This is a genomic window from Streptomyces sp. NPDC026589, assembly GCF_040638385.1.
Lineage (GTDB): Bacteria > Actinomycetota > Actinomycetes > Streptomycetales > Streptomycetaceae > Streptomyces.
The window spans coordinates 423,809-445,875 of the sequence record NZ_JBEZYG010000003.1; the positions used below are offsets into that span (position 1 = coordinate 423,809).

General features: G+C 69.9%; 29 protein-coding genes and 1 pseudogene. 15 read left to right on the forward strand and 15 right to left on the reverse strand.

Annotated features, from left to right (window positions below):
* The first annotated feature begins 180 nt into the window (after positions 1-180).
* From AB0F29_RS07800 to AB0F29_RS07810, 3 genes are all read left to right on the forward strand, one after another.
* Complete coding sequence (locus AB0F29_RS07800; RefSeq protein WP_361868552.1) at positions 181-885, forward strand: TerB family tellurite resistance protein; 705 nt, start codon at positions 181-183, stop codon at positions 883-885.
* Between the two features lie 67 nt (positions 886-952).
* Positions 953-1,699 carry a DNA repair protein RecO gene (gene recO, locus AB0F29_RS07805; protein WP_265601715.1) on the forward strand — a complete coding sequence of 249 codons (747 nt, stop codon included), beginning with the start codon at positions 953-955 and terminating at the stop codon, positions 1,697-1,699.
* A 123-nt stretch (positions 1,700-1,822) separates the two neighbouring features.
* Positions 1,823-2,668: an isoprenyl transferase gene (locus AB0F29_RS07810; protein ID WP_361868555.1), complete on the forward strand. Its 846-nt coding sequence runs from the start codon at positions 1,823-1,825 to the stop codon at positions 2,666-2,668.
* Between the two features lie 102 nt (positions 2,669-2,770).
* Here AB0F29_RS07810 and AB0F29_RS07815 read toward each other — a convergent pair whose 3' ends face one another.
* The 4 genes from AB0F29_RS07815 to AB0F29_RS07830 all read right to left on the reverse strand — a co-directional run bounded on the left by AB0F29_RS07815 (position 2,771) and on the right by AB0F29_RS07830 (position 6,121).
* Entirely contained in the window at positions 2,771-3,205 is a 435-nt protein-coding gene (locus tag AB0F29_RS07815; RefSeq protein WP_003969280.1) for a transcriptional repressor, read from the reverse strand.
* Between the two features lie 119 nt (positions 3,206-3,324).
* A complete protein-coding gene (locus AB0F29_RS07820) occupies positions 3,325-4,224 on the reverse strand; it encodes a metal ABC transporter permease (RefSeq protein WP_361868559.1) in 900 nt (299 codons plus the stop codon).
* Positions 4,224-5,030, reverse strand: a complete 807-nt coding sequence (locus tag AB0F29_RS07825; protein ID WP_361868734.1) for a metal ABC transporter ATP-binding protein — start codon at positions 5,028-5,030, stop codon at positions 4,224-4,226. Before AB0F29_RS07825 ends, AB0F29_RS07820 begins: the two co-directional genes overlap by 1 nt.
* Before the next feature lie 38 nt (positions 5,031-5,068).
* Positions 5,069-6,121 carry a zinc ABC transporter substrate-binding protein gene (locus tag AB0F29_RS07830; RefSeq protein WP_361868562.1) on the reverse strand — a complete coding sequence of 351 codons (1,053 nt, stop codon included), beginning with the start codon at positions 6,119-6,121 and terminating at the stop codon, positions 5,069-5,071.
* Between the two features lie 188 nt (positions 6,122-6,309).
* On the opposite strand from AB0F29_RS07830, the gene AB0F29_RS07835 reads away from it, so the two are divergent.
* The 4 genes from AB0F29_RS07835 (at position 6,310) to AB0F29_RS07850 (ending at position 9,580) form a co-directional block, all read left to right on the forward strand.
* Positions 6,310-7,692, forward strand: coding sequence for a glycine--tRNA ligase (locus AB0F29_RS07835; RefSeq protein ID WP_018961192.1), 1,383 nt, complete (start codon positions 6,310-6,312; stop codon positions 7,690-7,692).
* Between the two features lie 100 nt (positions 7,693-7,792).
* Positions 7,793-7,996: a hypothetical protein gene (locus tag AB0F29_RS07840; RefSeq protein ID WP_361868565.1), complete on the forward strand. Its 204-nt coding sequence runs from the start codon at positions 7,793-7,795 to the stop codon at positions 7,994-7,996.
* Positions 7,997-8,221: 225 nt separating this feature from the next.
* On the forward strand, positions 8,222-8,443 hold the full coding sequence (locus AB0F29_RS07845) for a DUF6243 family protein (protein ID WP_361868568.1): 222 nt from the start codon (positions 8,222-8,224) through the stop codon (positions 8,441-8,443).
* Positions 8,444-8,698: 255 nt separating this feature from the next.
* Entirely contained in the window at positions 8,699-9,580 is an 882-nt protein-coding gene (locus AB0F29_RS07850; RefSeq protein ID WP_361868571.1) for an NAD(P)-binding domain-containing protein, read from the forward strand.
* A gap of 21 nt (positions 9,581-9,601) precedes the next feature.
* Here AB0F29_RS07850 and AB0F29_RS07855 read toward each other — a convergent pair whose 3' ends face one another.
* From AB0F29_RS07855 to AB0F29_RS07875, 5 genes are read right to left on the reverse strand one after another with little or no spacing between them, the layout of a single operon-like run.
* Positions 9,602-9,976 carry a hypothetical protein gene (locus tag AB0F29_RS07855; protein ID WP_361868574.1) on the reverse strand — a complete coding sequence of 125 codons (375 nt, stop codon included), beginning with the start codon at positions 9,974-9,976 and terminating at the stop codon, positions 9,602-9,604.
* Positions 9,973-10,383, reverse strand: a complete 411-nt coding sequence (locus tag AB0F29_RS07860; RefSeq protein ID WP_361868577.1) for a hypothetical protein — start codon at positions 10,381-10,383, stop codon at positions 9,973-9,975. Before AB0F29_RS07860 ends, AB0F29_RS07855 begins: the two co-directional genes overlap by 4 nt.
* A 29-nt stretch (positions 10,384-10,412) precedes the next feature.
* Positions 10,413-10,793: a hypothetical protein gene (locus AB0F29_RS07865; RefSeq protein WP_361868580.1), complete on the reverse strand. Its 381-nt coding sequence runs from the start codon at positions 10,791-10,793 to the stop codon at positions 10,413-10,415.
* Positions 10,790-11,038: a hypothetical protein gene (locus AB0F29_RS07870; RefSeq protein WP_361868582.1), complete on the reverse strand. Its 249-nt coding sequence runs from the start codon at positions 11,036-11,038 to the stop codon at positions 10,790-10,792. Before AB0F29_RS07870 ends, AB0F29_RS07865 begins: the two co-directional genes overlap by 4 nt.
* Entirely contained in the window at positions 11,035-11,289 is a 255-nt protein-coding gene (locus tag AB0F29_RS07875) for a hypothetical protein (RefSeq protein ID WP_361868584.1), read from the reverse strand. The genes AB0F29_RS07870 and AB0F29_RS07875 overlap by 4 nt, the downstream gene beginning before the upstream one ends.
* A gap of 284 nt (positions 11,290-11,573) precedes the next feature.
* Here AB0F29_RS07875 and AB0F29_RS07880 point away from each other — a divergent pair, with 284 nt between their 5' ends.
* On the forward strand, positions 11,574-12,329 hold the full coding sequence (locus AB0F29_RS07880; protein WP_361868587.1) for a GntR family transcriptional regulator: 756 nt from the start codon (positions 11,574-11,576) through the stop codon (positions 12,327-12,329).
* Between the two features lie 73 nt (positions 12,330-12,402).
* Positions 12,403-12,612, forward strand: a complete 210-nt coding sequence (locus AB0F29_RS07885; RefSeq protein WP_361868589.1) for a DUF397 domain-containing protein — start codon at positions 12,403-12,405, stop codon at positions 12,610-12,612.
* 68 nt (positions 12,613-12,680) lie between these two features.
* Here the strand turns inward: AB0F29_RS07885 and tgmC are convergent, their stop codons facing one another.
* The 3 genes from tgmC to tgmA are packed head-to-tail and all read right to left on the reverse strand — an operon-like array spanning position 12,681 to position 15,064.
* The gene (gene tgmC / locus AB0F29_RS07890; protein ID WP_361868591.1) at positions 12,681-13,850 is read right to left on the reverse strand and encodes an ATP-grasp peptide maturase system methyltransferase; all 1,170 of its coding nucleotides are present in this window, start codon (positions 13,848-13,850) and stop codon (positions 12,681-12,683) included.
* Positions 13,847-14,806 carry an ATP-grasp ribosomal peptide maturase gene (gene tgmB / locus AB0F29_RS07895; RefSeq protein WP_361868594.1) on the reverse strand — a complete coding sequence of 320 codons (960 nt, stop codon included), beginning with the start codon at positions 14,804-14,806 and terminating at the stop codon, positions 13,847-13,849. The genes tgmC and tgmB overlap by 4 nt, the downstream gene beginning before the upstream one ends.
* A 3-nt stretch (positions 14,807-14,809) precedes the next feature.
* Positions 14,810-15,064, reverse strand: a complete 255-nt coding sequence (gene tgmA / locus AB0F29_RS07900) for a putative ATP-grasp-modified RiPP (protein ID WP_361868597.1) — start codon at positions 15,062-15,064, stop codon at positions 14,810-14,812.
* A gap of 220 nt (positions 15,065-15,284) precedes the next feature.
* On the opposite strand from tgmA, the gene AB0F29_RS07905 reads away from it, so the two are divergent.
* Positions 15,285-16,283, forward strand: a complete 999-nt coding sequence (locus AB0F29_RS07905; protein WP_361868600.1) for an XRE family transcriptional regulator — start codon at positions 15,285-15,287, stop codon at positions 16,281-16,283.
* A 20-nt stretch (positions 16,284-16,303) separates the two neighbouring features.
* Positions 16,304-16,885 carry an HD domain-containing protein gene (locus AB0F29_RS07910; RefSeq protein ID WP_097867776.1) on the forward strand — a complete coding sequence of 194 codons (582 nt, stop codon included), beginning with the start codon at positions 16,304-16,306 and terminating at the stop codon, positions 16,883-16,885.
* A gap of 144 nt (positions 16,886-17,029) precedes the next feature.
* Here the strand turns inward: AB0F29_RS07910 and AB0F29_RS07915 are convergent, their stop codons facing one another.
* The gene (locus tag AB0F29_RS07915; RefSeq protein WP_361868603.1) at positions 17,030-17,896 is read right to left on the reverse strand and encodes a sigma-70 family RNA polymerase sigma factor; all 867 of its coding nucleotides are present in this window, start codon (positions 17,894-17,896) and stop codon (positions 17,030-17,032) included.
* A gap of 107 nt (positions 17,897-18,003) precedes the next feature.
* Here AB0F29_RS07915 and AB0F29_RS07920 point away from each other — a divergent pair, with 107 nt between their 5' ends.
* Complete coding sequence (locus AB0F29_RS07920; RefSeq protein WP_361868606.1) at positions 18,004-18,357, forward strand: DoxX family protein; 354 nt, start codon at positions 18,004-18,006, stop codon at positions 18,355-18,357.
* 27 nt (positions 18,358-18,384) lie between these two features.
* Here AB0F29_RS07920 and AB0F29_RS07925 read toward each other — a convergent pair whose 3' ends face one another.
* Entirely contained in the window at positions 18,385-19,272 is an 888-nt protein-coding gene (locus tag AB0F29_RS07925) for a serine protease (RefSeq protein WP_361868607.1), read from the reverse strand.
* Positions 19,273-19,414: 142 nt separating this feature from the next.
* Positions 19,415-19,513 (reverse strand): annotated as a pseudogene (locus AB0F29_RS07930) (alpha/beta hydrolase); the annotation flags it as partial.
* 191 nt (positions 19,514-19,704) lie between these two features.
* Between AB0F29_RS07930 and AB0F29_RS07935 the strand changes: the two are divergent.
* From AB0F29_RS07935 to AB0F29_RS07945, 3 genes are all read left to right on the forward strand, one after another.
* The gene (locus AB0F29_RS07935) at positions 19,705-20,148 is read left to right on the forward strand and encodes a nuclear transport factor 2 family protein (protein ID WP_361868610.1); all 444 of its coding nucleotides are present in this window, start codon (positions 19,705-19,707) and stop codon (positions 20,146-20,148) included.
* Between the two features lie 89 nt (positions 20,149-20,237).
* Positions 20,238-20,891, forward strand: coding sequence for an HAD family hydrolase (locus AB0F29_RS07940; protein WP_361868612.1), 654 nt, complete (start codon positions 20,238-20,240; stop codon positions 20,889-20,891).
* Positions 20,892-21,007: 116 nt separating this feature from the next.
* Entirely contained in the window at positions 21,008-21,976 is a 969-nt protein-coding gene (locus tag AB0F29_RS07945) for a glutaminase (RefSeq protein WP_361868615.1), read from the forward strand.
* Positions 21,977-22,067: the final 91 nt, after the last annotated feature.

The window sequence follows — 22,067 nt, forward strand, 5'->3', positions numbered from 1 at the left end:
GACGTCCGGTTCGACCCCGTACGACGGCATTGACGGACCCCGACCGCCCGCTCCGGGTGGTCGGGGTTCGGCCATATCCGGGGGTTGTGACGTCCCAGAGGCTGACGCCGCCTCGCGTGTGTGGCTAACATCACGTCCAACACACGGCAATGTTGCCGGAGCGTTACGGAGGTGTGCGACGTGCGGTCAGCCAAAGGACAACGCGCTCTGAGGCCGGTCCTCTGCGGCGTTCGCACCATCTGGGACGCCGTCGGCGACGGCGCCTTCTTCTGCCCCGGCTGCGGGGGAGACCGCAACTACCGCCGGCTCACCGGCCGCCGCCGCCTCACCGTCCTCGGCGTCCCGCTGGTCGGCAGGGGCGAGACCGAGCCCGTCGTCGAGTGCGCCGCCTGCCTCGCCCACTACGCCCCCGAGGCGCTGGACCACCCCACCACGACCCGGTTCTCGGCGATGCTCCGCGAGGCCGTCCACACCGTCACCCTGGCCGTCCTCGCCGCCGGGGGCACCACCTCCCGCACGGTTCTGGAGGCCGCCGTCGCCACCGTGCGCGACGCCGGGCTCGACGACTGCACCCAGGAGCAGCTGTTCACCGTCGTCGAGGTGCTGGCCGCCGACACCGGGCAGGGCTCCGGTTCCGACCCGGCCGCCGAGGCCTGCGGCCCGACCCTCGCCATCGAGCTGCACGAGGTACTGGCCCCGCTCGCCCCGCACCTGGTCACCGCCGGCCGCGAGTCCGTCCTCCTCCAGGGCGCCAGGATCGCGCTGGCCGACGGGCCTTACCGCGCCGCCGAGCGCCAGGTCCTGACCACGGTAGGCAGCGCTCTCCAGCTCCCCGCCGACGACACCGCCCGCCTGCTCGCGGCGGCCGCCCGCACGCCGTCGTAGAGCCTCCCGGCCTCCCTCTGCCGCCGGCCCGCCACGGGCCCGCCCCCGGGTGGGCGACAATGGGCCCATGAGCTTGTTCCGGGACGACGGCGTCGTGCTGCGTACGCAGAAACTGGGCGAGGCCGACCGGATCATCACGATCCTGACCCGCGGCCACGGCCGGGTGCGGGCCGTAGCCCGAGGGGTGCGCCGCACCAAATCCAAGTTCGGCGCCCGCCTGGAGCCCTTCTCCCACGTCGACGTGCAGTTCTTCGCGCGCGGCAGCGAGCTGGTCGGCCGCGGACTGCCGCTCTGCACCCAGAGCGAGACGATCGCCCCCTACGGCGGCGGGATCGTCGCCGACTACGCCCGGTACACGGCGGGCACCGCGATGCTGGAGACCGCCGAGCGGTTCACCGACCACGAGGGCGAACCGGCCGTCCAGCAGTACCTGCTGCTCGTCGGCGGCCTGCGCACCCTCGCCCGGGGCGAGCACGCCCCCCACCTGATCCTGGACGCGTTCCTGCTGCGCTCGCTCGCGGTCAACGGGTACGCGCCCAGCTTCGAGGACTGCGCCAAGTGCGGAATGCCCGGTCCGAACCGGTTCTTCTCCGTCGCGGCGGGGGGCGTCATCTGCGGTGACTGCCGGGTCCCCGGCAGCGTCGTACCCTCGGCACAGGCCCTGGCCCTGCTGAGCGCGCTGCTCAGCGGCGACTGGGCGACGGCGGACGCGTGCGAGGCGCGTCATGTCAGGGAGGGGAGCGGGCTGGTGTCCGCCTACCTGCACTGGCATCTGGAGCGCGGCCTGCGCTCGCTGCGGTACGTGGAGAAGTGACGCGGTGCGTCGGGCAGACGGCGCGGTGCGTCGAGAAGTGAAGCGGTACGTGGAGAAGTGACGCGGTGCGTCGGGCAGACGGCGCGGTGCGTGGAGAAGTGACACAGGGAGACTGAGAAGCTCATGGCAGTACGCGGGATCCTCGGCGGCCGTAACCGGCGCACGTACAAGACCCCCGAGCCGCACCCCACGGGCGCGACGCCTCCGAAGATCCCCGGCGAGCTGGTGCCCCAGCACGTCGCCGTCGTGATGGACGGCAACGGCCGCTGGGCGAAGGAGCGGGGTCTCCCGCGCACCGAGGGCCACAAGGTCGGTGAGGGCGTCGTCATGGACGTTCTCAAGGGCTGTATCGAGATGGGCGTGAAGAACCTCTCGCTGTACGCCTTCTCCACGGAGAACTGGAAGCGCTCGCCGGACGAGGTGAAGTTCCTGATGAACTTCAACCGCGACGTGATCCGCCGCCGCCGCGACGAGATGGACGAGCTCGGCATCCGCATCCGCTGGGTGGGCCGCATGCCCAAGCTGTGGAAGTCCGTCGTCCAGGAGCTCCAGGTCGCCCAGGAGCAGACCAAGGACAACGACAAGATGACGTTGTACTTCTGCGTCAACTACGGTGGCCGCGCCGAGATCGCGGACGCCGCGCAGCGCATCGCCCAGGACGTCGCGGCCGGGAAGCTCGACCCGTCCAAGGTCAACGAGAAGACGTTCGCGAAGTACACGTACTACCCGGACATGCCGGACGTGGACCTCTTCGTGCGCCCCAGCGGCGAGCAGCGCACCTCGAACTACCTGATCTGGCAGAGCGCGTACGCCGAGATGGTCTTCCAGGACGTTCTCTGGCCGGATTTCGACCGTCGGGACCTGTGGCGGGCCTGCCTGGAGTACGCCCAGCGCGACCGCCGCTTCGGCGGGGCGGAGGCGGTGGAGGCGGCGAAGGCGGCGAAGGCCGCTGAGGCCGCCAAGAAGTGACACCGTCCCGAAGCGGAAATCGGCGCGAAAAGTGACGTGAAAGAGGCGGGCCCCGGACGTGTACAACGTCCGGGGCCCGCCTCTTCTCGTTCGTTTCGCCCGTTACGCCTTGCTCGCGGCGCACTCCGCGCACGTGCCGAACACCTCGACGGTGTGGGCGACGTTCACATAGCCGTGCTGGGCGGCGATCATCTCGGCCCACTGCTCGACGGCCGGGCCCTCGACCTCCACCGCCTTGCCGCAGAGCCGGCAGACCAGGTGGTGGTGATGGTCGCCGGTCGAGCACCGCCGGTAGACGGACTCGCCCTCGGCGGTGCGCAGGACGTCGACCTCACCCGCGTCGGCGAGGGACTGCAAGGTCCGGTAGACCGTCGTCAGGCCCACGGAGTCGCCGCGGTGCTTGAGGACGTCGTGCAGCTCCTGGGCGCTGCGGAACTCGTCGACCTCGTCGAGCGCCGCCGCCACCGCCGCCCGCTGCCGGGTGGACCGGCCGCGTACCGGCGCTGCGTTCGTGCCACTGATCGGCGCCGTGGCCACAGCTGCCTCCTCGTGTCGCCCGTACATGTGTCGGGCCATTGTGCCAGCCCGGCCGGGCGCCGCCGGCGAACACGTACGGTGCGACTCGGTCACACGCGCCGCTGTCACACGCACCGCTGTCACACCCGTACGTCGTCCCTGTCCCGGCGGGCCCCCGGTACCTCAAGGGTGCACTCGGCGCCCTTCGCCTCGCTCGCCCGGGCCCGGCGTCTCGCGAGCGGTGCGGCGAGCGCGGTCAGCGCCACGAACACCGCGATGGCCAGCAGCACGATCGTCGCGCCGGGCGGAACGTCCTGGTAGTACGAGGTCACGGTGCCGGTGAGGGTCACGGCCGTGCCGATCACCACGGCCAGCACGAAGGTGACCTTGAAGGACTTGGTGATCTGCTGCGCCGCCGCCACGGGCACCACCATCAGCGCGCTGACCAGCAGCAGGCCGACGACCCGCATCGCGACGGTCACGGTCACGGCGGCGGTCACCGCGATCAGCAGGTTCAGCACCCGCACCGGCAGCCCGGACACCCGGGCGAACTCCTCGTCCTGGCTGACGGCGAACAACTGCCGCCGCAGCCCCACCGTGACCAGCACCACGAAGGCGGCCAGTACGCAGATCGCGATGACGTCCGACTCGGAGACGGTGGCCAGCGAGCCGAAGAGGTACGAGGTCAGGTTGGCGTTGGAGCCCGTGTCGGACAGGTTGATCAGCATGACGCCGCCCGCCATGCCGCCGTAGAACAGCATCGCCAGGGCGAGGTCGCCGCGCGTGTGTCCGTACCAGCGGATCAGCTCCATCACGACCGCGCCGGCCACGGCGACGGCGGTGGCCATCCAGACGGGGCTGGTGGAGAGCAGGAAGCCGAGGCCGACGCCGGTCATCGCGATGTGCCCGATGCCGTCGCCCATCAGGGCCTGCCGGCGCTGCACCAGGTAGATGCCGATGGCGGGCGCGGTGATGCCGACCAGGACGGCCGCGATGAGCGCCCGCTGCATGAAGGGAGGGTTCAGGAATTCGAAGAGCATCAGGTCAGCAGTCCCGTCCGGACGGGCTCGGCGGCCGCGTGGGGGTGTACGTGGTCGTGGCCGGGCAGCGCGTGCTGGCCGAGCGCCTCGGGCGGCGGCCCGTCGTGGGTCACGCAGCCGTCGCGCAGGACGACGGCCCGGTCGATCAGGGGCTCCAGCGGGCCCAGCTCGTGCAGCACGAGCAGCACGGAGGTGCCCACCGCCACCTGCTCGCGCAGGGTCGAGGCGAGGATCTCCTGGCTGGCCAGGTCCACCCCGGCCATCGGCTCGTCCATGATCAGCAGCTCCGGCTCGGCGGCCAGGGCGCGGGCGATCAGGACCCGCTGGTGCTGGCCCCCGGAGAGCGCGCTCACGGAGTCCTTGGCGCGGTCGGCGAGGCCCACCAGCGCGATGGCCCGGTCCACGGCCGCCCGGTCGGCCTTCCCCGGCCACCGCAGCCCCGTACGGGACAGCCGGCCGGAGGCGACGACCTCGCGGATCGTGGCGGGCACGCCGCCCGCGGCCGTGGTGCGCTGCGGGACGTAGCCGATCCGGCCCCACCGGCGGAAGCGGCGCAGCTCGGTGCCGAACAGCTCGACGGTGCCGCCGGTCAGCGGGACCTGCCCGATGGCGGACCGTACGGCGGTGGACTTGCCGGAGCCGTTGGCGCCCAGCAGCGCGACGACCTCGCCGCGGTGCACGGTCAGGTCCACCCCGCGCAGCACGGGGCGTGCGCCGAGGGTGGCCGTGGCGCCGCGCAGGGCGATCACGGGCTGCGCGTGGCCGGTGGCCACGGGCTCGCGGGTGGTGCTCTCACGCTCCGGCATGAGCGCCTCCGATCCGATGGCTGTACGGGTGGTGCGGGTCACTTCGCGCCGAGTGCCTTCTGCAGCGCGGAGAGGTTGGACTCCATGACCTCGATGTAGTCAGCGCCCTGGGACTTGTCCGTGATTCCCTCCAGCGGGTCCAGGACGCCGGTCCTGAGGCCGGTGTCCTTCGCGAGGGTCTTGGCGGTCCTGTCGCTGGCGAGCGTCTCGAAGAAGACCGTGGTGGCCTTCTCCTTCTCCGCGATGGTGTGGATCTCCTGGATCCGGGCGGGGCTCGGCTCGGCCTCGGGGTCGATGCCCGCGATGCCCTGCTGGGTGAGCCCGTAGCGCTCGGCGAGGTAGCCGAAGGCGGAGTGGGTGGTGATGAACGTCTTGGTGGAGGTGTTCTTCAGCCCGGTCTCGTACGCCGTGTTCAGCTCGCCCAGCTCGGCGACGAGGGCGTCGGTGTTCTTCTTGTAGTCGGCGGCGTGGTCGGGGTCGGCCTTCTCCAGCGACTTGCCGACGCCCTTGGCGACCTCGGCGTACTTCACCGGGTCCAGCCAGATGTGCGGGTCGGCGCCGCCCTCCTCGCCGTGGTTGTGGCCGTCGCCCTCGGAGTGCTCCTCGGGGGCCTCTTCCTCGTGGCCGTGCTCGTCCGCGTGTTCGTCGGCGTGCTCGTCGGCGTGCTTCTCTTCGCCTTCGTGACCGTGGTCGTGGCCGCTGACCTCGGAGCCGTGGTTCTCCAGGGTGGTGAGGGTCGCGGCGTCGACGGTGTTCTTCACACCGGACTGCTTGATCGCGTCGTCCACGGCGGGCTGGATGCCCTTGAGGTACAGCACGTAGTCGGACTCGCTGATGGAGCCGATCTGGCGGGGGTTGAGCTCCAGGTCGTGCGGCTCGACGCCCGGCTTGGTGAGGCTGGTGACCGCGACGTGCTCGCCGCCGATCTTCTCGGCCAGGAACTGCATCGGGTAGAACGACGCCGTCACCTTCAGCTTGTCGCCGTTGCCCCCGTCCGCTGCGTCGGAGGTGGAGCAGGCCGAGAGGGCGGTCAGGCCGAGGGCGACTGCTCCGGCGGCGGCGGTGGTGGGTATGAGGCGGCGTACGTTCATGACAGTCATTTTCAACTAAAGTGGAAACGATTGTCAACAAGGCTGATGAGATGCCCGGAAGGTCACATAGGGGCACCGAGAAGATCACCGGGAAGATCCTTCGCGTCCCACCGATTTGATCCCAGGGGTGCGCCCGCCGGTAATCTGAGGCATTCGCCGTTCGTCACCGTCGTAATGAAGAGAGCACCGTGGCCGCCGACAAGATCGACACCATCGTCAGCCTGAGCAAGCGCCGTGGCTTCGTCTACCCCTGCAGTGAGATCTACGGTGGTCAGCGAGCCGCCTGGGACTACGGGCCGCTGGGCGTCGAGATGAAGGAGAACCTGAAGCGTCAGTGGTGGCGCTACATGGTCACCGCGCGCGAGGATGTGGTCGGTCTCGACTCGTCGGTCATCCTGGCCCCGGACGTCTGGGTCGCCTCGGGCCACGTCGCCACCTTCTCGGACCCGCTCACCGAGTGCACCTCCTGTCACAAGCGCTACCGCGCCGACCACCTGGAGGAGGCGTACGAGGAGAAGCACGGCAAGCCGCCGGTCAACGGCCTCGCCGACCTCAACTGCCCCAACTGCGGCAACAAGGGCACCTTCACCGAGCCCAAGCAGTTCTCGGGCCTGCTCTCCACCCACCTCGGCCCGACCCAGGACTCCGGCTCGGTCGCCTACCTGCGCCCCGAGACCGCCCAGGGCATCTTCACCAACTTCGGCCAGGTGCAGCAGACCTCGCGCAAGAAGCCGCCGTTCGGCATCGCGCAGATGGGCAAGTCCTTCCGGAACGAGATCACTCCGGGCAACTTCATCTTCCGGACCCGCGAGTTCGAGCAGATGGAGATGGAGTTCTTCGTCAAGCCGGGCGAGGACGAGGAGTGGCAGCAGTACTGGATGGACCAGCGCTGGAACTGGTACACGGACCTCGGCATGCGCGAGGAGAACATGCGCTGGTTCGAGCACCCGAAGGAGAAGCTCTCCCACTACTCGAAGCGCACCGCCGACATCGAGTACCGCTTCCGCTTCGGCGGCAGCGAATGGGGCGAGCTGGAGGGTGTGGCCAACCGCACCGACTACGACCTCAAGGCGCACTCCGAGGCGTCGGGCACCGACCTCCAGTACTACGACCAGGAGGCCAACGAGCGCTGGACGCCGTACGTCATCGAGCCCGCGGCCGGTGTCGGCCGCGCGATGCTGGCGTTCCTCCTGGACGCCTACGTCGAGGACGAGGCCCCCAACGCCAAGGGCGTCATGGAGAAGCGCACCGTCATGCGCCTCGACCACCGCCTGGCCCCGGTCAAGGCCGCGGTCCTGCCGCTCTCCCGCAACCCGCAGCTCTCGCCGAAGGCCAAGGGCCTGGCCGCCGACCTGCGCAAGAACTGGAACATCGAGTTCGACGACGCCGGCGCCATCGGCCGCCGCTACCGCCGTCAGGACGAGATCGGCACCCCGTTCTGCGTCACCGTCGACTTCGACACCCTCGACGACAACGCGGTGACCGTGCGCGAGCGCGACACCATGAAGCAGGAGCGCGTCTCCCTGGACCAGATCCAGGCGTACCTCGGCTCGCGCCTGCTCGGCTGCTGACACCCGCACATGGGCGTGAGGCCCCCGGTTCCGGGTACGGAACCGGGGGCTTCGTCGTAGAGTCCACCGGAGCCCCCGCCGCCGTTCCGGGAGGTACGCGATGCCGTCCAACACCACCAGCAAGGTCAGCAGATGGGACCAGCACGGCCGTGAACACGTCGTGCGGGTGAGGAAGTCGAGCGTGACGCGCCAGCTGACGTGCTCCACCTGCGCGTGGCAACGCCCGGCGCAGTTCCTGCCCTGGCTGAAAGCCGAGGAGCACCTGGCCGAGGCCCATCAGGCGACGGTCGACCCCACGGCCTGAGACCTGGGCCGCCCGTTCGGGTCGGGTCGGGTCGGATCAGGGAACGGCCCCGGGCGGCCGGAAAACCTGGTGCGGGGTGTTCGTGGGGCGGGGTACGGTTTCGGCATGTCTTCGTTCTTCCAGATCTACGAGTGAGAGCGCGACGGGTCGCAGCACCCGTCGCCCACCGGATCGATCTCGATCGTCCGATTACTCCGACCTCACCTTCACGAATGGGAGAACGCCGTGGCCAAGAGCCGCAACAACCTCCTCGGCGTCGGCGGACAGCGCAAGAAGCTGTCCCGCGCCGAACAGCAGGGCGCGGGTTCCGCGCGAGGCGCCGACCGCAAGACCGCCGAGGACAAGAAGCAGGAGCTGGTGCGCAAGATGCGCGAGCGCGCCGAGGCCCAGGCGGCCACCACCGCCGCCGAGCCCGGCGAGCAGGGCGCGTCGCCCGCACAGAGCTGACGGCCGAGCGCTACCTGAGCGCCGGCTGAGCACGTCCCGTACGACCGTGGGCCCGGATCATCCGTGATCCGGGCCCACGCGCGTACCGAAGAGCGTGCGAAGCGGGAGGAAGAACCCGCGAAGCCGCTGATCCGCTGATCTGCGTGCAGCCCCACCGTGGCGATCTATTGAGTAGAGCGTTCGTTTTAGAACGTGCTACCTTCTCGCTGCGCACTAAATAGAGCGCTCGTTTTAGTAAGGGGTGGAGATCTCATCATGAGCAGCACCAAGCAGTCGGTCACCGTCATCGGCCTCGGCCCCATGGGGCAGGCCATGGTCGCCGCCTTTCTCGACCGCGGATACGACGTCACCGTCTGGAACCGCACCGCGTCGCGCGCGGACGCCCTGGTCGCCCGTGGGGCGGTGCTCGCGCCGAACGTGAAGGAGGCCCTCGCCTCCAACGAGCTGGTGATCCTCAGCCTCACGGACTACGACGCCATGTACGCCACGCTGGAGCCCGCCTCGGCCGCACTGGCCGGACGGACCCTGGTGAACCTCAGCTCGGACACACCGGAGAAGGCCCGGACCGCGGCCCGTTGGGCATCCGAGCGGGGCGCTGTCCAGCTGACCGGCGGCGTGACCGTGCCGCCCTCCGGGATCGGGCAGGCCGAGTCCTCGACGTTCTACAGCGGCCCGCGTCAGGTCTTCGAGCAGCACAGGCCCGCGCTCGAAGTCATCACGGGGCGGACCGATCACCGGGGAGAGGACCCCGGGCTTGCCGCGCTCATGTACCAGATCGGCATGGTCATGTTCTGGACGTCCATGCTGAGCTACTGGCAGGCCATCGCCCTCGCCAACGCCAACGGCCTGACTTCGGCGGACATCCTGCCGCACGCCGTGGAGACCGCGAACTCGCTGCCGGGGTTCTTCTCCTTCTACTCCGAACGCATCGACGCCGGCCTGCACATGGGCGATGTGGACCGCCTGGCCATGGGGATGGCCAGCGTCGAACACGTCCTGCACACCAACGCCGACGCGGGCGTCGACACCGCCCTTCCGGCCGCGGTCGCCGACCTCTTCCGGCGCGGCATGGACGCCGACCACGCCGCGGACAGCTTCTCCACCCTCGTGCAGCTGATGACGAATACCGAGGCGTAACCGCCCCGGTCATCGACGTCCTCATGACCGGGGGAACAGGTGAGGGTGCCGTTTCGCGAGGTCCCGTGCGACGGCCTCGTCGGTGGGGTCGGAGACCTCCCAGCCGTGGCCTGCCGGGTGGCCGACGAACAGCCCGCATGCCTCGTCCACGTCGTGGGGGCGCAGGGCGGGACACCAGAGGAGCGGAGCCAGGCGCGCACGCTCCGCGTTCCACCGGACCCAGACGGCGCTTCCTGGCCGTCCGCCCTCGTCCCACAGCATTGCCGCGTGGTCGTCGTCGTGTTCCTCACTCAGCTCGCAGAGCACGTGTCCGGCTTCTGGGCGGTGCCCGGGGACCGACAGGGCGACCACGTGCTCCGGGGGCGGCAGTAACGCGACGGCGGTGCACTGGTTCATGGGTACGGGTCACCTTCGGGTGAGTCGCCTGGCACGAGCCGCTCCGCGAGCAGGTCGCCGAGCGGATCGTCCACGTCCCAGGAGTGGGGCGCGGTGTGGTGGTCGAAGAAGGAGCACTGCCGCACGACGTCCGTGTCGAGCCGGCGGAGGCGGGCGGGGCACCAGGGCGCGCGGTCCGTCCGGTGGCTGCGCTCGGGCCCGTCGCCGGTCCAGAAGAACCACTGGGCCGGAGAGTCGGGCGTCCGGCCCGGCCGGAGGTAGGCGGCGTGTTCGGCCCGCGGGGCGTCGTGCTCGCCGAGTTCGCACAGGACGTACGGCTCCGGACCGTCCGGCTCCTCCACCCCGGGGGTGAGGAGCCGCAGTACGGCTTCGGGAGGGAGAAGGGTGACGGCGGTGCACTGGAGCACGGCGTTCAACTCCGTTTCGGGCGGCGGGACTACCGGTCGGCCGGGCGGCCTCGCCACCCGGCGAGCGTCAGGCTCAGCCCGACGGCGGGGTCGAGCACGGTGAACAGTGCGGGGAACCCGGCCTCCAGGGCCCGTATGGCGTGGTCCTGATGCGCACTGCCGGCGGCCCAGCGACGCAACTCCTCGGGTGCGTCGGAGCCGTGGAAGCGGACCGGGCTCACGTCGCCGGTCGGCAGTCGTACGGATTCGGGAGCGAGGGCGAGCCCGTGGCCGTTGGCCAGGCGCAGCGCCTGCCGCCGGAGCCAGACAAGCGCGAGCCGCCGGTTCCGTACGACGACCCCGCCGAGCGAGGCGAACCGCTGCCCGTCGGACAGGGTGACCTCGACCGTGTAGACCGCCGCGCGCGTCACGCGGGCCGCCCGGGTCCGCCGAGCCGGATCAGCTCCCGCAGCCGTTCGGCCGCTGCCTCGACGTCGGCCACGACGGCGGCGCGGCTCGCGAAGCGTTCCTGGACGGCCACGTCCAACTCTGCCCAGAACAGAGCCCGGTAGGCGGGGTCCGACTCGATGCGTACGAGCTCGGCGAGCGGCGGGGCGTACCGGTGACGGCGTTGGGCGAGCCGGGCCCGTAACCGGGAAAGGGGGCGCGGGCTCACAGGACCTCACCCCGGCTACGGGCGTTGAGGCGCGCGGTACGGGCGCGGAGCTGCTCTATCAGGACTGCGGGCCGCACATGGCGGGGCTCGACCTCCCACTCCGCGCCGCCCCCTACGGGCCGCAGCGACCAGTAGGGGCCGGCGACCCCTCGGAACTCCCCCACGCGGTCGGCGCGGCTGGTGTCGACCAGGAGGGTTCCGAGGGCGGGGGTGGGGTCCGAGGCGTTCAGGCGCACATTCTCGCTGCACATGTATTGCTCCTCGTGTCGTCGCAGCGCGCGGCCTGGCAAGGGCGCCTGGGTGCGACCACTTCGATTGACATCTCTAGAGAACTAGACATCTCTAGAGATGTCAATTCTCCGATTGAGGGTCATTCGACCCCGCATGCTCCGCGAGAGGAGGCAGGTCACGTGAGTCGACTCGCGAATGACTAACAACGCACAGGTCAGGGGCGTGAATCGACTCGCGCGGCCTCCCGGATGTCGCGTGAGTGCCTGACGCGGCTAGGCTGCCTAGAGAGGAGAGGAACCCGTAGATGGCTACCGATGCCACTGGCCGTGAGCCCAAGTACCAGCGGATCGCGAAAGCCTTGAAAGCAGAGATCCAGTCAGGGGCGCTGGAGCCTGGGGCGCGCCTTCCCGGTGAGAACGACCTCATGTCTCAGTACGGCGTTGCACGCATGACGGCTCGGCAGGCTTTGGGAGTGCTTCAGAGCGAAGGCCTGACGGAAGCCCGTAAAGGCGTTGGAGTCTTCGTGCGGGCGTTCCAGCCGCTGAGGCGTCGTGGAATCCCGAGGTTGGTGCGAGATCAGTGGGGATCTGGACGTTCTGTCTGGGATACAGACCTCGGTGATCGAGACCTGGTGGTTGACCAGGTGGAAGTTGGCGAGGGCGCTGCCTCCGAGAACGCGGCGCGCGTGCTCGGTCTCGAGGGTGCGAGGGTCTGGATCAGGAACCGCCGGTTCGTCCTGGACGGGAAGCCGGTGCTGCTCTCGACGTCGTACCTCCCGGCGTCGCTGGTCGAGGGCTCGGCCATCACCGAGCCGGACACGGGGCCCGGTGGGATCTACGCTCGGCTCGCCGAACTGGGCCATGGCCCAGTCCACTTCCGGGAGGAGGTCCGCTCACGCATGCCGCTGCCCGAGGAGGCCGCGAAGCTCAGGCTTCCGGCCGGGACGCCCGTCATGCTCATCTGCCGGACCGCTTTCGCGGAGGAGGGGCGTGTGGTGGAGGTCAACGAGATGGTGCTCGATGCCGCCGCCTACGTCCTGGAGTACGACTTCGACGCGTGACTGCCCCAAGTCCTTCTGGTGCCCGCCCGGCCGCATCGTGCATGGTGGTGCTTCCTGCGGCGAAGGGACACCTGTGATGCCCGAATCCCCCCGATGGTTGAAGTCCTCGTACAGCAGTAACGGTGGTCAGTGCGTTGAGGTCGCCGCCAACTTCGCCGCCTCGGGCGGCATCGTCCCGGTCCGTGACTCCAAGGTCGTGGACGGTCCCGTGATCGCCGTTCCCGTCGCCGCCTTCGCGGCATTCGTCACGGGAGCCCGGGGCGGGGCGTTCGACGCCGTCTGACGCCGAACCGAGCAACCGGATGCCCCACCGCGCCGCGCACGGTGGGGCATCCTGCCAGCGCGACCCGATCAGACGAGGCCGTGCCGCCAGCGGAGCGTGGGGTGGCCGTCGACCCAGTAGACGTGGGCCTCCTTCGTGACGCGGAGCCGTACATCGGTGATGTCGGGGCGGTCCGCGTCCTGCCAGGCGGTGAGGGCCTGCTCGATCGTGTCCCACAGGGCGATGGGGCCGCCCTGGCGGACCATCCAGGTGCCGTCGTTCTCCGTGAACGAGGCGAAGGACTCGCGCTCCGGGTCGAAGAGGTACAGCAGCCGGTTGCCCTGCGACGATGTCGCGCGGGTGAAGCGTGCCCCTGGAGCCGCGAGCTGAGCCAGGAACGCGGGCATCCAGTCCTCCAGCAGGAGCGGCGACACCTTGGTCTCGCGCTGACTGTCGGCGTAGGCAGTGCGGGCCGACAGGTCGCCATCGACGGGTGCCTCCGCCTGGGACCGGGCCTGCATGAACGAGCTGCGGCCGATGATCGCGCCCTCGGCGGTGCCGTCCTCCGCGACGGTGACCTTCGCCAGGCCGGTGCCGTAGTGCCAGGAGCCGCCGACCGTGGTGAGGACGATGCCGCCCGGTCTGGTCTGCCTGATCCAGGCGTAGGGGATGCGGCGCACCGCGCAGGTAGCGATGACGCGGTCGTACGGGGCGCGGCGAGGGTGACCGAGGAGCCCGTCACCCGTGACGGTCCAGGTCGAGTATCCGGCCGTTTCCAGGGCGTCGTCCGCCCGGGCCGAGACGCCGGGGTCCACTTCGACCGTGGTGACGGAATCCTCTCCGAGGCGGAAGCACATGAGGGCGGAGGAGTAGCCGGTTCCTGTGCCGATCTCCAGGACCTGATGTCCGTCCGCCACCTCCAGCCTCTCCAGCATGTCCACAACGGTGACCGGGGTGGTGGACGAGGAAGTCGGGGAGCCGGCCACAGGGCTGCTGACCTGGTCGGCGGTGAGGTGTCCGTCGAGCTGGGTGGTCAGGGACTCGTCGCGGTAGGCGATCCGTACCCACGCTGCCGGGTCGCTCCCGGCAGCGGTCACCGGTTGCCACCGGCCACCATCTGCGGGCAGGAACACACCGGGGTTCAGGAACAGCTCGCGGGGAACGGCCTCCACCGCCGCCCGCCACGGGGAGCTGATGAGGACGCCCGCCTGCATCAGGCGCCCGGCGAGGGCACGCCGCTCCTGGGCGGTGTCGGTCATGGGGCGACTCCTTGCGTCAGCAGTTCAGCGAATGCGGTGGACATCGGGAGGCCGGTGGACTCCTCCAGCCACCCCCACTGTCCGTTCGGGTTCAGCTCCAGCCACCAGAGGCCACCGGTCTCGTCGACGGCGAAATCGAAACTTCCCGAAGCCAGCTCGAAGTGGTCCAGGTATGTCAGGAGCGCCTTCTCCACGCGGTCGGGCAAGTCCACCACTCGGTAGGACAAGGCCGAGTAATCCTTGCGCCAGTCCAGCATCCCGGACTCGATCCGTACGGCGAACACCTGGCGGCCGACGACCAGCACGCGAAGATCGGCCGCCTTGTTCACCACGGCCTGGAAGAGATGCGGGGCCACAGCCACGCGCTCGTCGATCTCTGTTGCCAGGACCGGGTCGGCCCACCCGGTGAGGGGAACACCACCTCGCTGGTAGGGCGTCCACCGGAGCGTCTTGAAAATCGCCTGATCGTGGCTATCGACGAAGGACCTCGCCTCGTCCGGGTCGTTCGTGACAAGCGTCGGCGGCACCGTCAACCCGAGGCGCTGGGCAACCGCGAGTTGGGCCGGCTTGTAGTCGGCGGCGGCATTGCGCAGGGGATGGTTGACCCACAGCGGTCCGTCGAGGGCGTACAGGGTCCCGCCGAGCCCGTAGCGGGTGTGGGCCGCCGCGAACCGTGCGTCGTCCGCACCGAGATGGTCGAAGGCCGGCCACACGGGGCGGCGCCAGTACACCGACCGGACCTCGGCCAGCTCCACGGTCCGTGACGGGGTGCGGAGCTGCCCGGTCGCAGGGACCGAACAGCTCCCGAACCGAGCGGAGACCGTCAGGGCCACCCCGATGTCGGCGGGGTTGAACCTGGTGACCGGCACGTTGCGCCGATTCAGCTCGCTGATCACCATGTCGGCGGTCAGGTCGTCCGCCTCGGTGGCCACCAGCACCGGCCTGTTGTCGGTCATCGGTCAGTCCTGCTCGGAGTCCTGGTCGTGCCCCTGGTCGGGGGCGGAGTCCGAGTTCGTGATGGTGCTTGTCTCGGTGCCCTTGGCGGTGCCGTGCTTGCCCATCTCGACCACCGTGCCGACGCGGTCGGCGAAGATGCCCAGTTGGGTGTCGGGGTCGAGCGCGACGGACGTGTGGGGGCGATGTGTGGCGGTCGGGTACGGGGCAAGCCGATCGGCTCCCCAGGGACGCACGCCGTGCTCGATTGCGGTAGCCATTCCGGCCTCCTTGACAGGGGTGGTTGTTGTCGAATCAGAAGCTACGGTCACCGACGATGGAGTAGGACTGACCGGAGGTACGGGTTTGGGCGACCGAGGACATCGGGGGTGCGGCATGAACGCGAAGGGGGCCGCTCACGGACGCGCGACCGCGGGCGTGGTCGCCGGGTTCGTACTCCGCATGGCCCGGGAGAGTACGAGCATCCGTACGCAGGCCGGTATGGCCGAAGCGATGGCGGTTGATCTTGCCACCTGGCAGGGCTGGGAGACCGGACGACGACCGATTGCCCATGTCAAGGCCGGTGTCCTGCTCGACATCCGGCGCCGATTACTTGAGTTGGGCGCAGACCCCGATGTACTTCACCTTCTCGACCCGGCGATGGATGCAGACCGCGTCATCACGTCCACGATCTATCCAGAGGTCAACTCTCGTCACCCCCTTGCGGCCTGGGTGCACACCCGCGACACGGCCCACATGATCGCCTGGGCTCTCAACGGAACCGTTCCCCCCGCTCTGGCCCGTAGAGCGGCTACGAGACGTCGCGGCCCCGTGGCCAAGGCCCCGCTCCTGTCGGCGCCCGACCGAAGCGTGTTCTTCGCGCACCTTCGTGAGACCGCAGAATCCGCGTTGCGCGCCGGAGAGGACGGACTACTGCTCCACCGCCAGTGCCTCTACCTCTGCTCCTACGACCAAGGCCCCGAGGCGACATCGTGGATGGTGCATGCTCTGCACCGCAACCGTGACCTGATCTCCGTGCGAGGCTGGACTCCGCACTGGGCCACCGCCCGATCAACTGCCGCCGCACTGGTGCGGCTTGGCGACCATCAGCCTCTGCTGGCCTTCATTGAAAGGGGTTTGGCGGGCGACGACTCCGCTGAGATCGCGAACCTCAACTACTGGGCCTACTGGTTCGGTTCGATCCGGGAGGCGCAGCCGGACGACGGCTTCATGCGACACGTTCCGGCCAACTGGGAGCCTGTACGGCTCCTTCGCGGATTGGCCGTCGGCCTCCAACAGGCTCCGGCCTACATGGACCTCTACGTCCACTCGCTATGGGCCCTGCTGACCACCAACCGGTGGCTGCCCCTGGCAGACCCGGTTCTCGCGGATGGTCTGGCCACACAGACCGCCCAACTCCTTGACCACGAGGGGATCTCTCTGAGAGCGAGGCGGGAACTCAGCGCGGTGCATTACGTTCTACGCGAGAACCGCACATGACATATCGGAGGTCGCACTTCATGGCGGACACAGAGCAGGAGCAGGCAAAGGGCACTACGGGCTTCCTGCTGGAAATGGGGATGCTCAAGCGCGCCAAGCGGTCCGGGTGGTGGATCGCAGGGGTGAAGGACCCCGAGACCATCGCGGAGCACAGCTTCAGAGTCGCGCTGATCGGCTCCGTACTCGCCATGATGGAGGGCGCAGACCCGGCGAAGGCTGCTCTCCTCGGCCTGTGGCACGACACCCAGGAGACTCGCGTCGGCGACATCCCGCACATCGGCCGCCGCTACCTCGAAGCCGCCGGGAACGAGAAAGTCACCGCCGACCAAGTATCGGCCGCGCATCCGGCGGTCAAGGCCGGTGCCCAGCGGATCGTGGAGGAGTACGAGAACGGCGACTCCCTCGAAGTCGTCTGCGCGCACGACGCCGACAAGCTTGAATGCCTCCTCCAAGCCGTCGAATACCGCGAACAGGGCTGCTCCAACGTCCAGCCCTGGATCGACAGCAGCATCGCCAAGCTCAAAACGCCTTCCGCCCAGGCCCTCGCCGAGGCCGCGCTCACCATGACATCGATCGAGTGGCAGCGGACGTACCTCCGTTGAGCCCGGTTCCTCGGCCTCCTCCTGTGGGCTGAGGCCGAGGCATCGATGCGGGTCAGAAGTACCCGAGCCGTACGGTCGCCGCGCTCGGGCACGGTGGCGCCCGTCTGACCAAGGCCGACCACGACCGATCGGCAGGAGGCCTGTTCAGAGGGTCGTCAGCGGCTCCAAGGCCTCGAAACGGTCGTCGGCCCGTGCCGGCCTCAGGGTGATGCGGGTGACCTGGCCGCCCGCCGTGTCGATCTCGATCGTGGCGAAGGGGCGCCCGCCCGGGGCGATGACGTACATCGGCCGGCCGTTGACGGTGAGGCGGCACGCCGCCCGGATGCGGTCGCGGAACCGCGCGGTCTCGGCGGCGATGTCGGAGGCGCCGATCACTGTGGTGGGGCTGCCGTGCGGCAGGAGCGCCGCCTCGGCGTCGCGAACGCTGTCGGGCGCGAGCAGGTGGATCATCCCGCGCGTGTCCCCGGTCCGGGCTGCCGCCATGAAGGCGTCCACGATCCGCTGATCCGTTCGGCCGGTCTCCGCCGCGTCCTGCCGTGCCGGGGCGAGGCGTCGTCGTGCTCGGCTGGCGTGCTGCTTGGCGCTGGGTACGGTCGTGCCCAGCACCTCCGCGATCCGGTCGAACGGGGTGGAGAACAGGTCGTGCAGGACGTACGCGACCCGCTGCGGCGGGGTCAGCCGGTCCAGCAGGACCATCAGCGCCCGGGAGACGTCCTCGGCACGGAGGACCGCCTCGTCCGCGGCCAGGTCCGCCGCCGGGACGGCGTCCGCGAGCAGCGGCGTTTCGGCGCGTCGGCGTCGGGCGCGGAGCTCGTCCAGGCAGACCCGGGCGGTGACGGTCGTGAGCCAGGCCGACGGGTTCTCGACCTGCGATGACGAGCGGGCGGTGGCGGCCCGTACCCACGCGGTCTGGACGGCGTCCTGGGCGTCCTGGGCCGAGCCCAGCATGCGGTGGGCGACGGACAGGAGACGCGGTCGTGCGGTCTCGAACTCTTCGACCGTGATCGGCATGGGTGTCACCTTCCGGGGCGGACGGACGTCAGGACGGGTGGTTGGGAAACCGTTCCTGTCCGCCTCCCGAGAGATGAGAACGCCATGAGCCTACAGCTGGTGATCACATGAGTTCCGTACTGTTCATCGCCACGGTGGGATGCGTCGTCGTGAACGTGCTGATCGCGGTCGCGGACCTCGCGCGCGCGCCCTTCGTCCTGGCGAACTCCGCGGAGGTCCGGCTCCCGCCGACCGCGGTGCCGTATCTGGCGACGCTCAAGCTCGCGGGCGCCGTCGGCCTCCTCATCGGCCTGTTCGGGGTCCCCTGGCTGGGCCTGGCGGCGGGGGTCGGCCTGATCGCGTTCTTCGTCGGCGCGGTCCTGGCCCACGTCCGCGCCCGCGTCTTCCACAACATCGCCTTCCCGGGCGCCTTCCTGCTGCTCGCCGTCGCCGCCACCGTCTACTTCGCGGGCGGACGGTGACGGCGACCATGACGACGGAGCCTCGAATCAGCCGTGGCGGCCTATCGCCTCACGGATCCAGCCCGCGTACGCGGGTGCGCTGGTGTAGAGCCCCGGCCCATCGCTGCAACGCACGCCCGGCACACCGGGGCCGGAGGTGACGCCGATGAGCTCCCACCGCCCCTTCCGGTCCCGCTGGAGCTGCGGGCCGCCCGAGTCGCCGTTGCACGCCATGGCCTTGGGTATCCGGCTGACGGTGCACAGGCGGGTGCTGTCCGCGTAGCCCGGTGCACAGTCGGTCACCGCGGCCCGGCGGGTGTCGAGTTCCTGGAGTCGGTCGGGGAAGACCCACGGGGCGTCGGGTGCGTCGTCGGTCCTGCCGAAGCCGAGGATCCGGGTCGGGGTGCCGGGCCGCCCCGGACGGTCGGCGATGCGGACGGGCTTCTCCGCGACCGGGCGGTCCAGACGGATCAGGGCGATGTCGTCGTGGTTGGGGCCGGCGCCCTCGCCGCTCCGGTAGCCGGGGTGGGATACCGTCCTCGCGACGGAACGGACCGTGCCTCCGGAGTCCTTCCACTCGCTGCCGACCCTGACCGTGCCGTCCAGGGTGACAAGCCTCGGGTCCACACAGTGGGCAGCCGTGAGCACCCATCGGGAGTCGATCAACGTTCCCCCGCAGACCCCCTTGAACGTCGGGTCGTCCGCACCCGTCACGGGGATCGACGCCATGGACGGGTAACGCTGCGTGGAATCCTTGCCGTTGACGATGGCTCCGGCGCTGCCGGTCATCGTGGCGGCGCACGCGGCTCCGGCCAGGATGACCGCGGCGGCGCGTGCCACCGTACGGCGTGAGGACTTCAAGCGGGACACTGGTTCTCCGATCGGCTGAGCATGTTCGACATGCTCAGCCTCCGCGATCAAGAGGATCTGATCCATCCGGCCAGCGGGCCTGCCTGAGGTCGGGCCCGCTGCACCGGGCGGGGTAGGGAGACCCCCCGGACGACGTGGGTCATCGACGTCCGGGGTGGCGCCCGCACTGCCGGAGCCGCCGTCGCGGGTGAGCGCTGGACGAAGCCGCCTACGGCACGTGCCGGTTCAGGTGCCGCGCGAAGAACCGGGCCCCGGTGTCCAGCTCGAACGCCGGGACGCCGGTGTGCCCGCCGAGGTTGGCGTGCAGCGGAACGGTGCAGCGGAACGGTGACCCGGCGAGCTTCCTGCGAAGCCGTCGCCGCCCTCAAGCCGCGCAAACAAGTGGACCTGGATGATCCGCTCGCCCTACTTCCGAGGTAATCGTCTTGGCGTGCCCGCGCTGGCAGAGTCGGCGGTCTCTCCGCGTCGCAGGGCGCGGACCGGACGGAGAGGTCGGTCATGTCCACAGCCACGTCTACGAGCACGCGCGCGGTGATCGAGGAGTTGCTGCGCAGAATCGGCGAGGGCAACCCCGAGCGCATCGCCGAGATGTATGCCGAGCAGGGCGATTGGAAGCTCTCCTGGCCGGAGACCGAGCACGGCCGTCCTGCCACGCCGTGGATCCGCCACCGGTCCACCCGGGCCGACGCGGCCGCCCACTACCGCGAGCTGGCCGAGCACCATGTGCCGGAGCATGTGGCGACCGAGATCGAGCGCGTCCTTGTCGACGGAAGCGACGCGGTCGTGCTGGGCGTGATCCGTCAGACCGCCAGGTCCACGGGGCGTGCCTACCGGGCGCGGTTCGCTCTGCATCTCACCGTCGCGGACGGCCTTGTCACCCGGCACCATGTCTACGAGGACAGCCTGGCCGTCGCCCAGGCATTCGCAGCGGAGCACCAGTGAAGAACCCGGGCCACCGTGAGGGCGCCGCCGTTTACACGGCGGCCTGCTCTGCTGCCACGTGACGAGGACGGCCCGTCTATCCTGCGGGCATGATCCAACCGATCGAACTCGTCATATTCGACTGCGACGGTGTGCTGGTCGACAGCGAACGCATCGCGGTGCGCGTCGACGCACTCGTCCTGGCCGAGCTGGGATGGGAACTCACCGAAGCCGAGGTCATCGACCGCTTCATGGGCCGCTCCAGCCAGTCGATGACGCGGCAGATGGAGGAGCACCTCGGGCGCAGTCTGCCGGCCGACTGGGAGGAAGAGTTCAAGCACCTCTACCACGATGCGCTCGCCGCTGAACTCGCCCCCGTCGAGGGCATCGTCGACGCCCTCGACGCGCTCACGCATCTCCCCACCTGCGTGGCATCCAGCGGGAGCCACGACAAGATGCGCTTCACCCTGGGGATCACCGATCTCTACCCGCGCTTCGAAGGCCGCATCTTCAGCGCCACCGAGGTCGAGCACGGCAAACCGGCCCCGGACCTGTTCCTCCACGCCGCGCGACAGATGGGGGTCGCGCCCGAGGCGTGCGCCGTGGTCGAGGACAGCCAGTACGGTCTCCAGGCAGCCCGGGCCGCAGGCATGCGCGCCTTCGCCTACGACGGGGGAATGACTCCCGTGGACCGCCTCGAAGGGCCCGGCACCGTCGTCTTCGACGACATGCGCAGGCTGCCCGGCCTCCTCGCGGATCAGTGACCACCACCTGAGGCGATTCCTGGCCGCCCGGGTGAGAGACCCTGGGGGGCGCCGCCCGCTTCTGCTCCGCCGGCGGGCCTCCTCTCTCCTCTCTCCGTTCTCCGTCAGGAATCGCCGTGTCCCACCCCTCCGCCGCCCCTCGGGCGAGCAGTACAGATCCGCGCGCCGACGCGTACCGCTTCAGCTCCGTCATCAGCCGCATCGCCGAGGAGATGGGCGCACTCGCCGACCACGGCACCCCCGCCGACTACATCCCGATGCTCGCCGGCGCCGACCCCCGGCGCTTCGGCATGGCCGTCGCGGAGCCGGACGGAACCGTCTACGGCGTCGGCGACTGGCAGCAGCCGTTCTCGACGCAGTCCATCTCCAAGGTGTTCGCCCTGGCCCTGGCGCTCTCGCTGGACGGCGAGCAGATATGGCGGGGAGTCGGCCGGGAGCCTTCGGGTAATCCGTTCAACTCCCTGGTGCAGCTGGAGTACGAGAACGGCGTGCCCCGCAACCCGTTCATCAACGCCGGGGCCCTGGTGGTGACCGACCGGCTCCAGGCGCTGACCGGGGACGCCGCGGGCCAGGTGCGGGAGCTGCTGCGCTCGGAGAGCGGCAACGCCGCCATCGACTTCGTACCGGAGGTCGCCGCCTCCGAGGCGGCCTTCGGCGACCGCAACGCCGCGCTGGCCCACTTCATGGCCTCCTACGGCAACATCACGCTCCCCGTCCCCGAACTGCTCGCCGCCTACTTCCGCCAGTGCTCGATCGAGGCGTCCTGCGCGGACCTGGCCCTCTCCGCGGGGTTTCTGGCCCGGCACGGGATTCGGGCCGACGGCTCCGCGCTGCTCACCCGCAGCCAGGCGAAGCAGGTCAACGCGGTCATGCTCACCTGCGGGACGTACGACGCGGCCGGAGAGTTCGCCTATCGGGTGGGACTGCCGGGCAAGAGCGGCGTCGGCGGGGGGATCATCGCCATCGTGCCCGGGGTGTGCACCCTGTGCGTATGGAGCCCGGGGCTCGACCGGCGCGGCAACTCGGTGGCGGGCGTCTCGGCCCTCGCCCGCTTCACCACGCTGACCGGGCTCTCCGTCTTCTGACACAGGTGCCGGGCTGCCGGTCCGGCCCGGGTCCAGAACTGGCCGGGCTGCCGGTCCGGCCCGGGTCCAGAACTGGCCGGGCTGCCGGTCC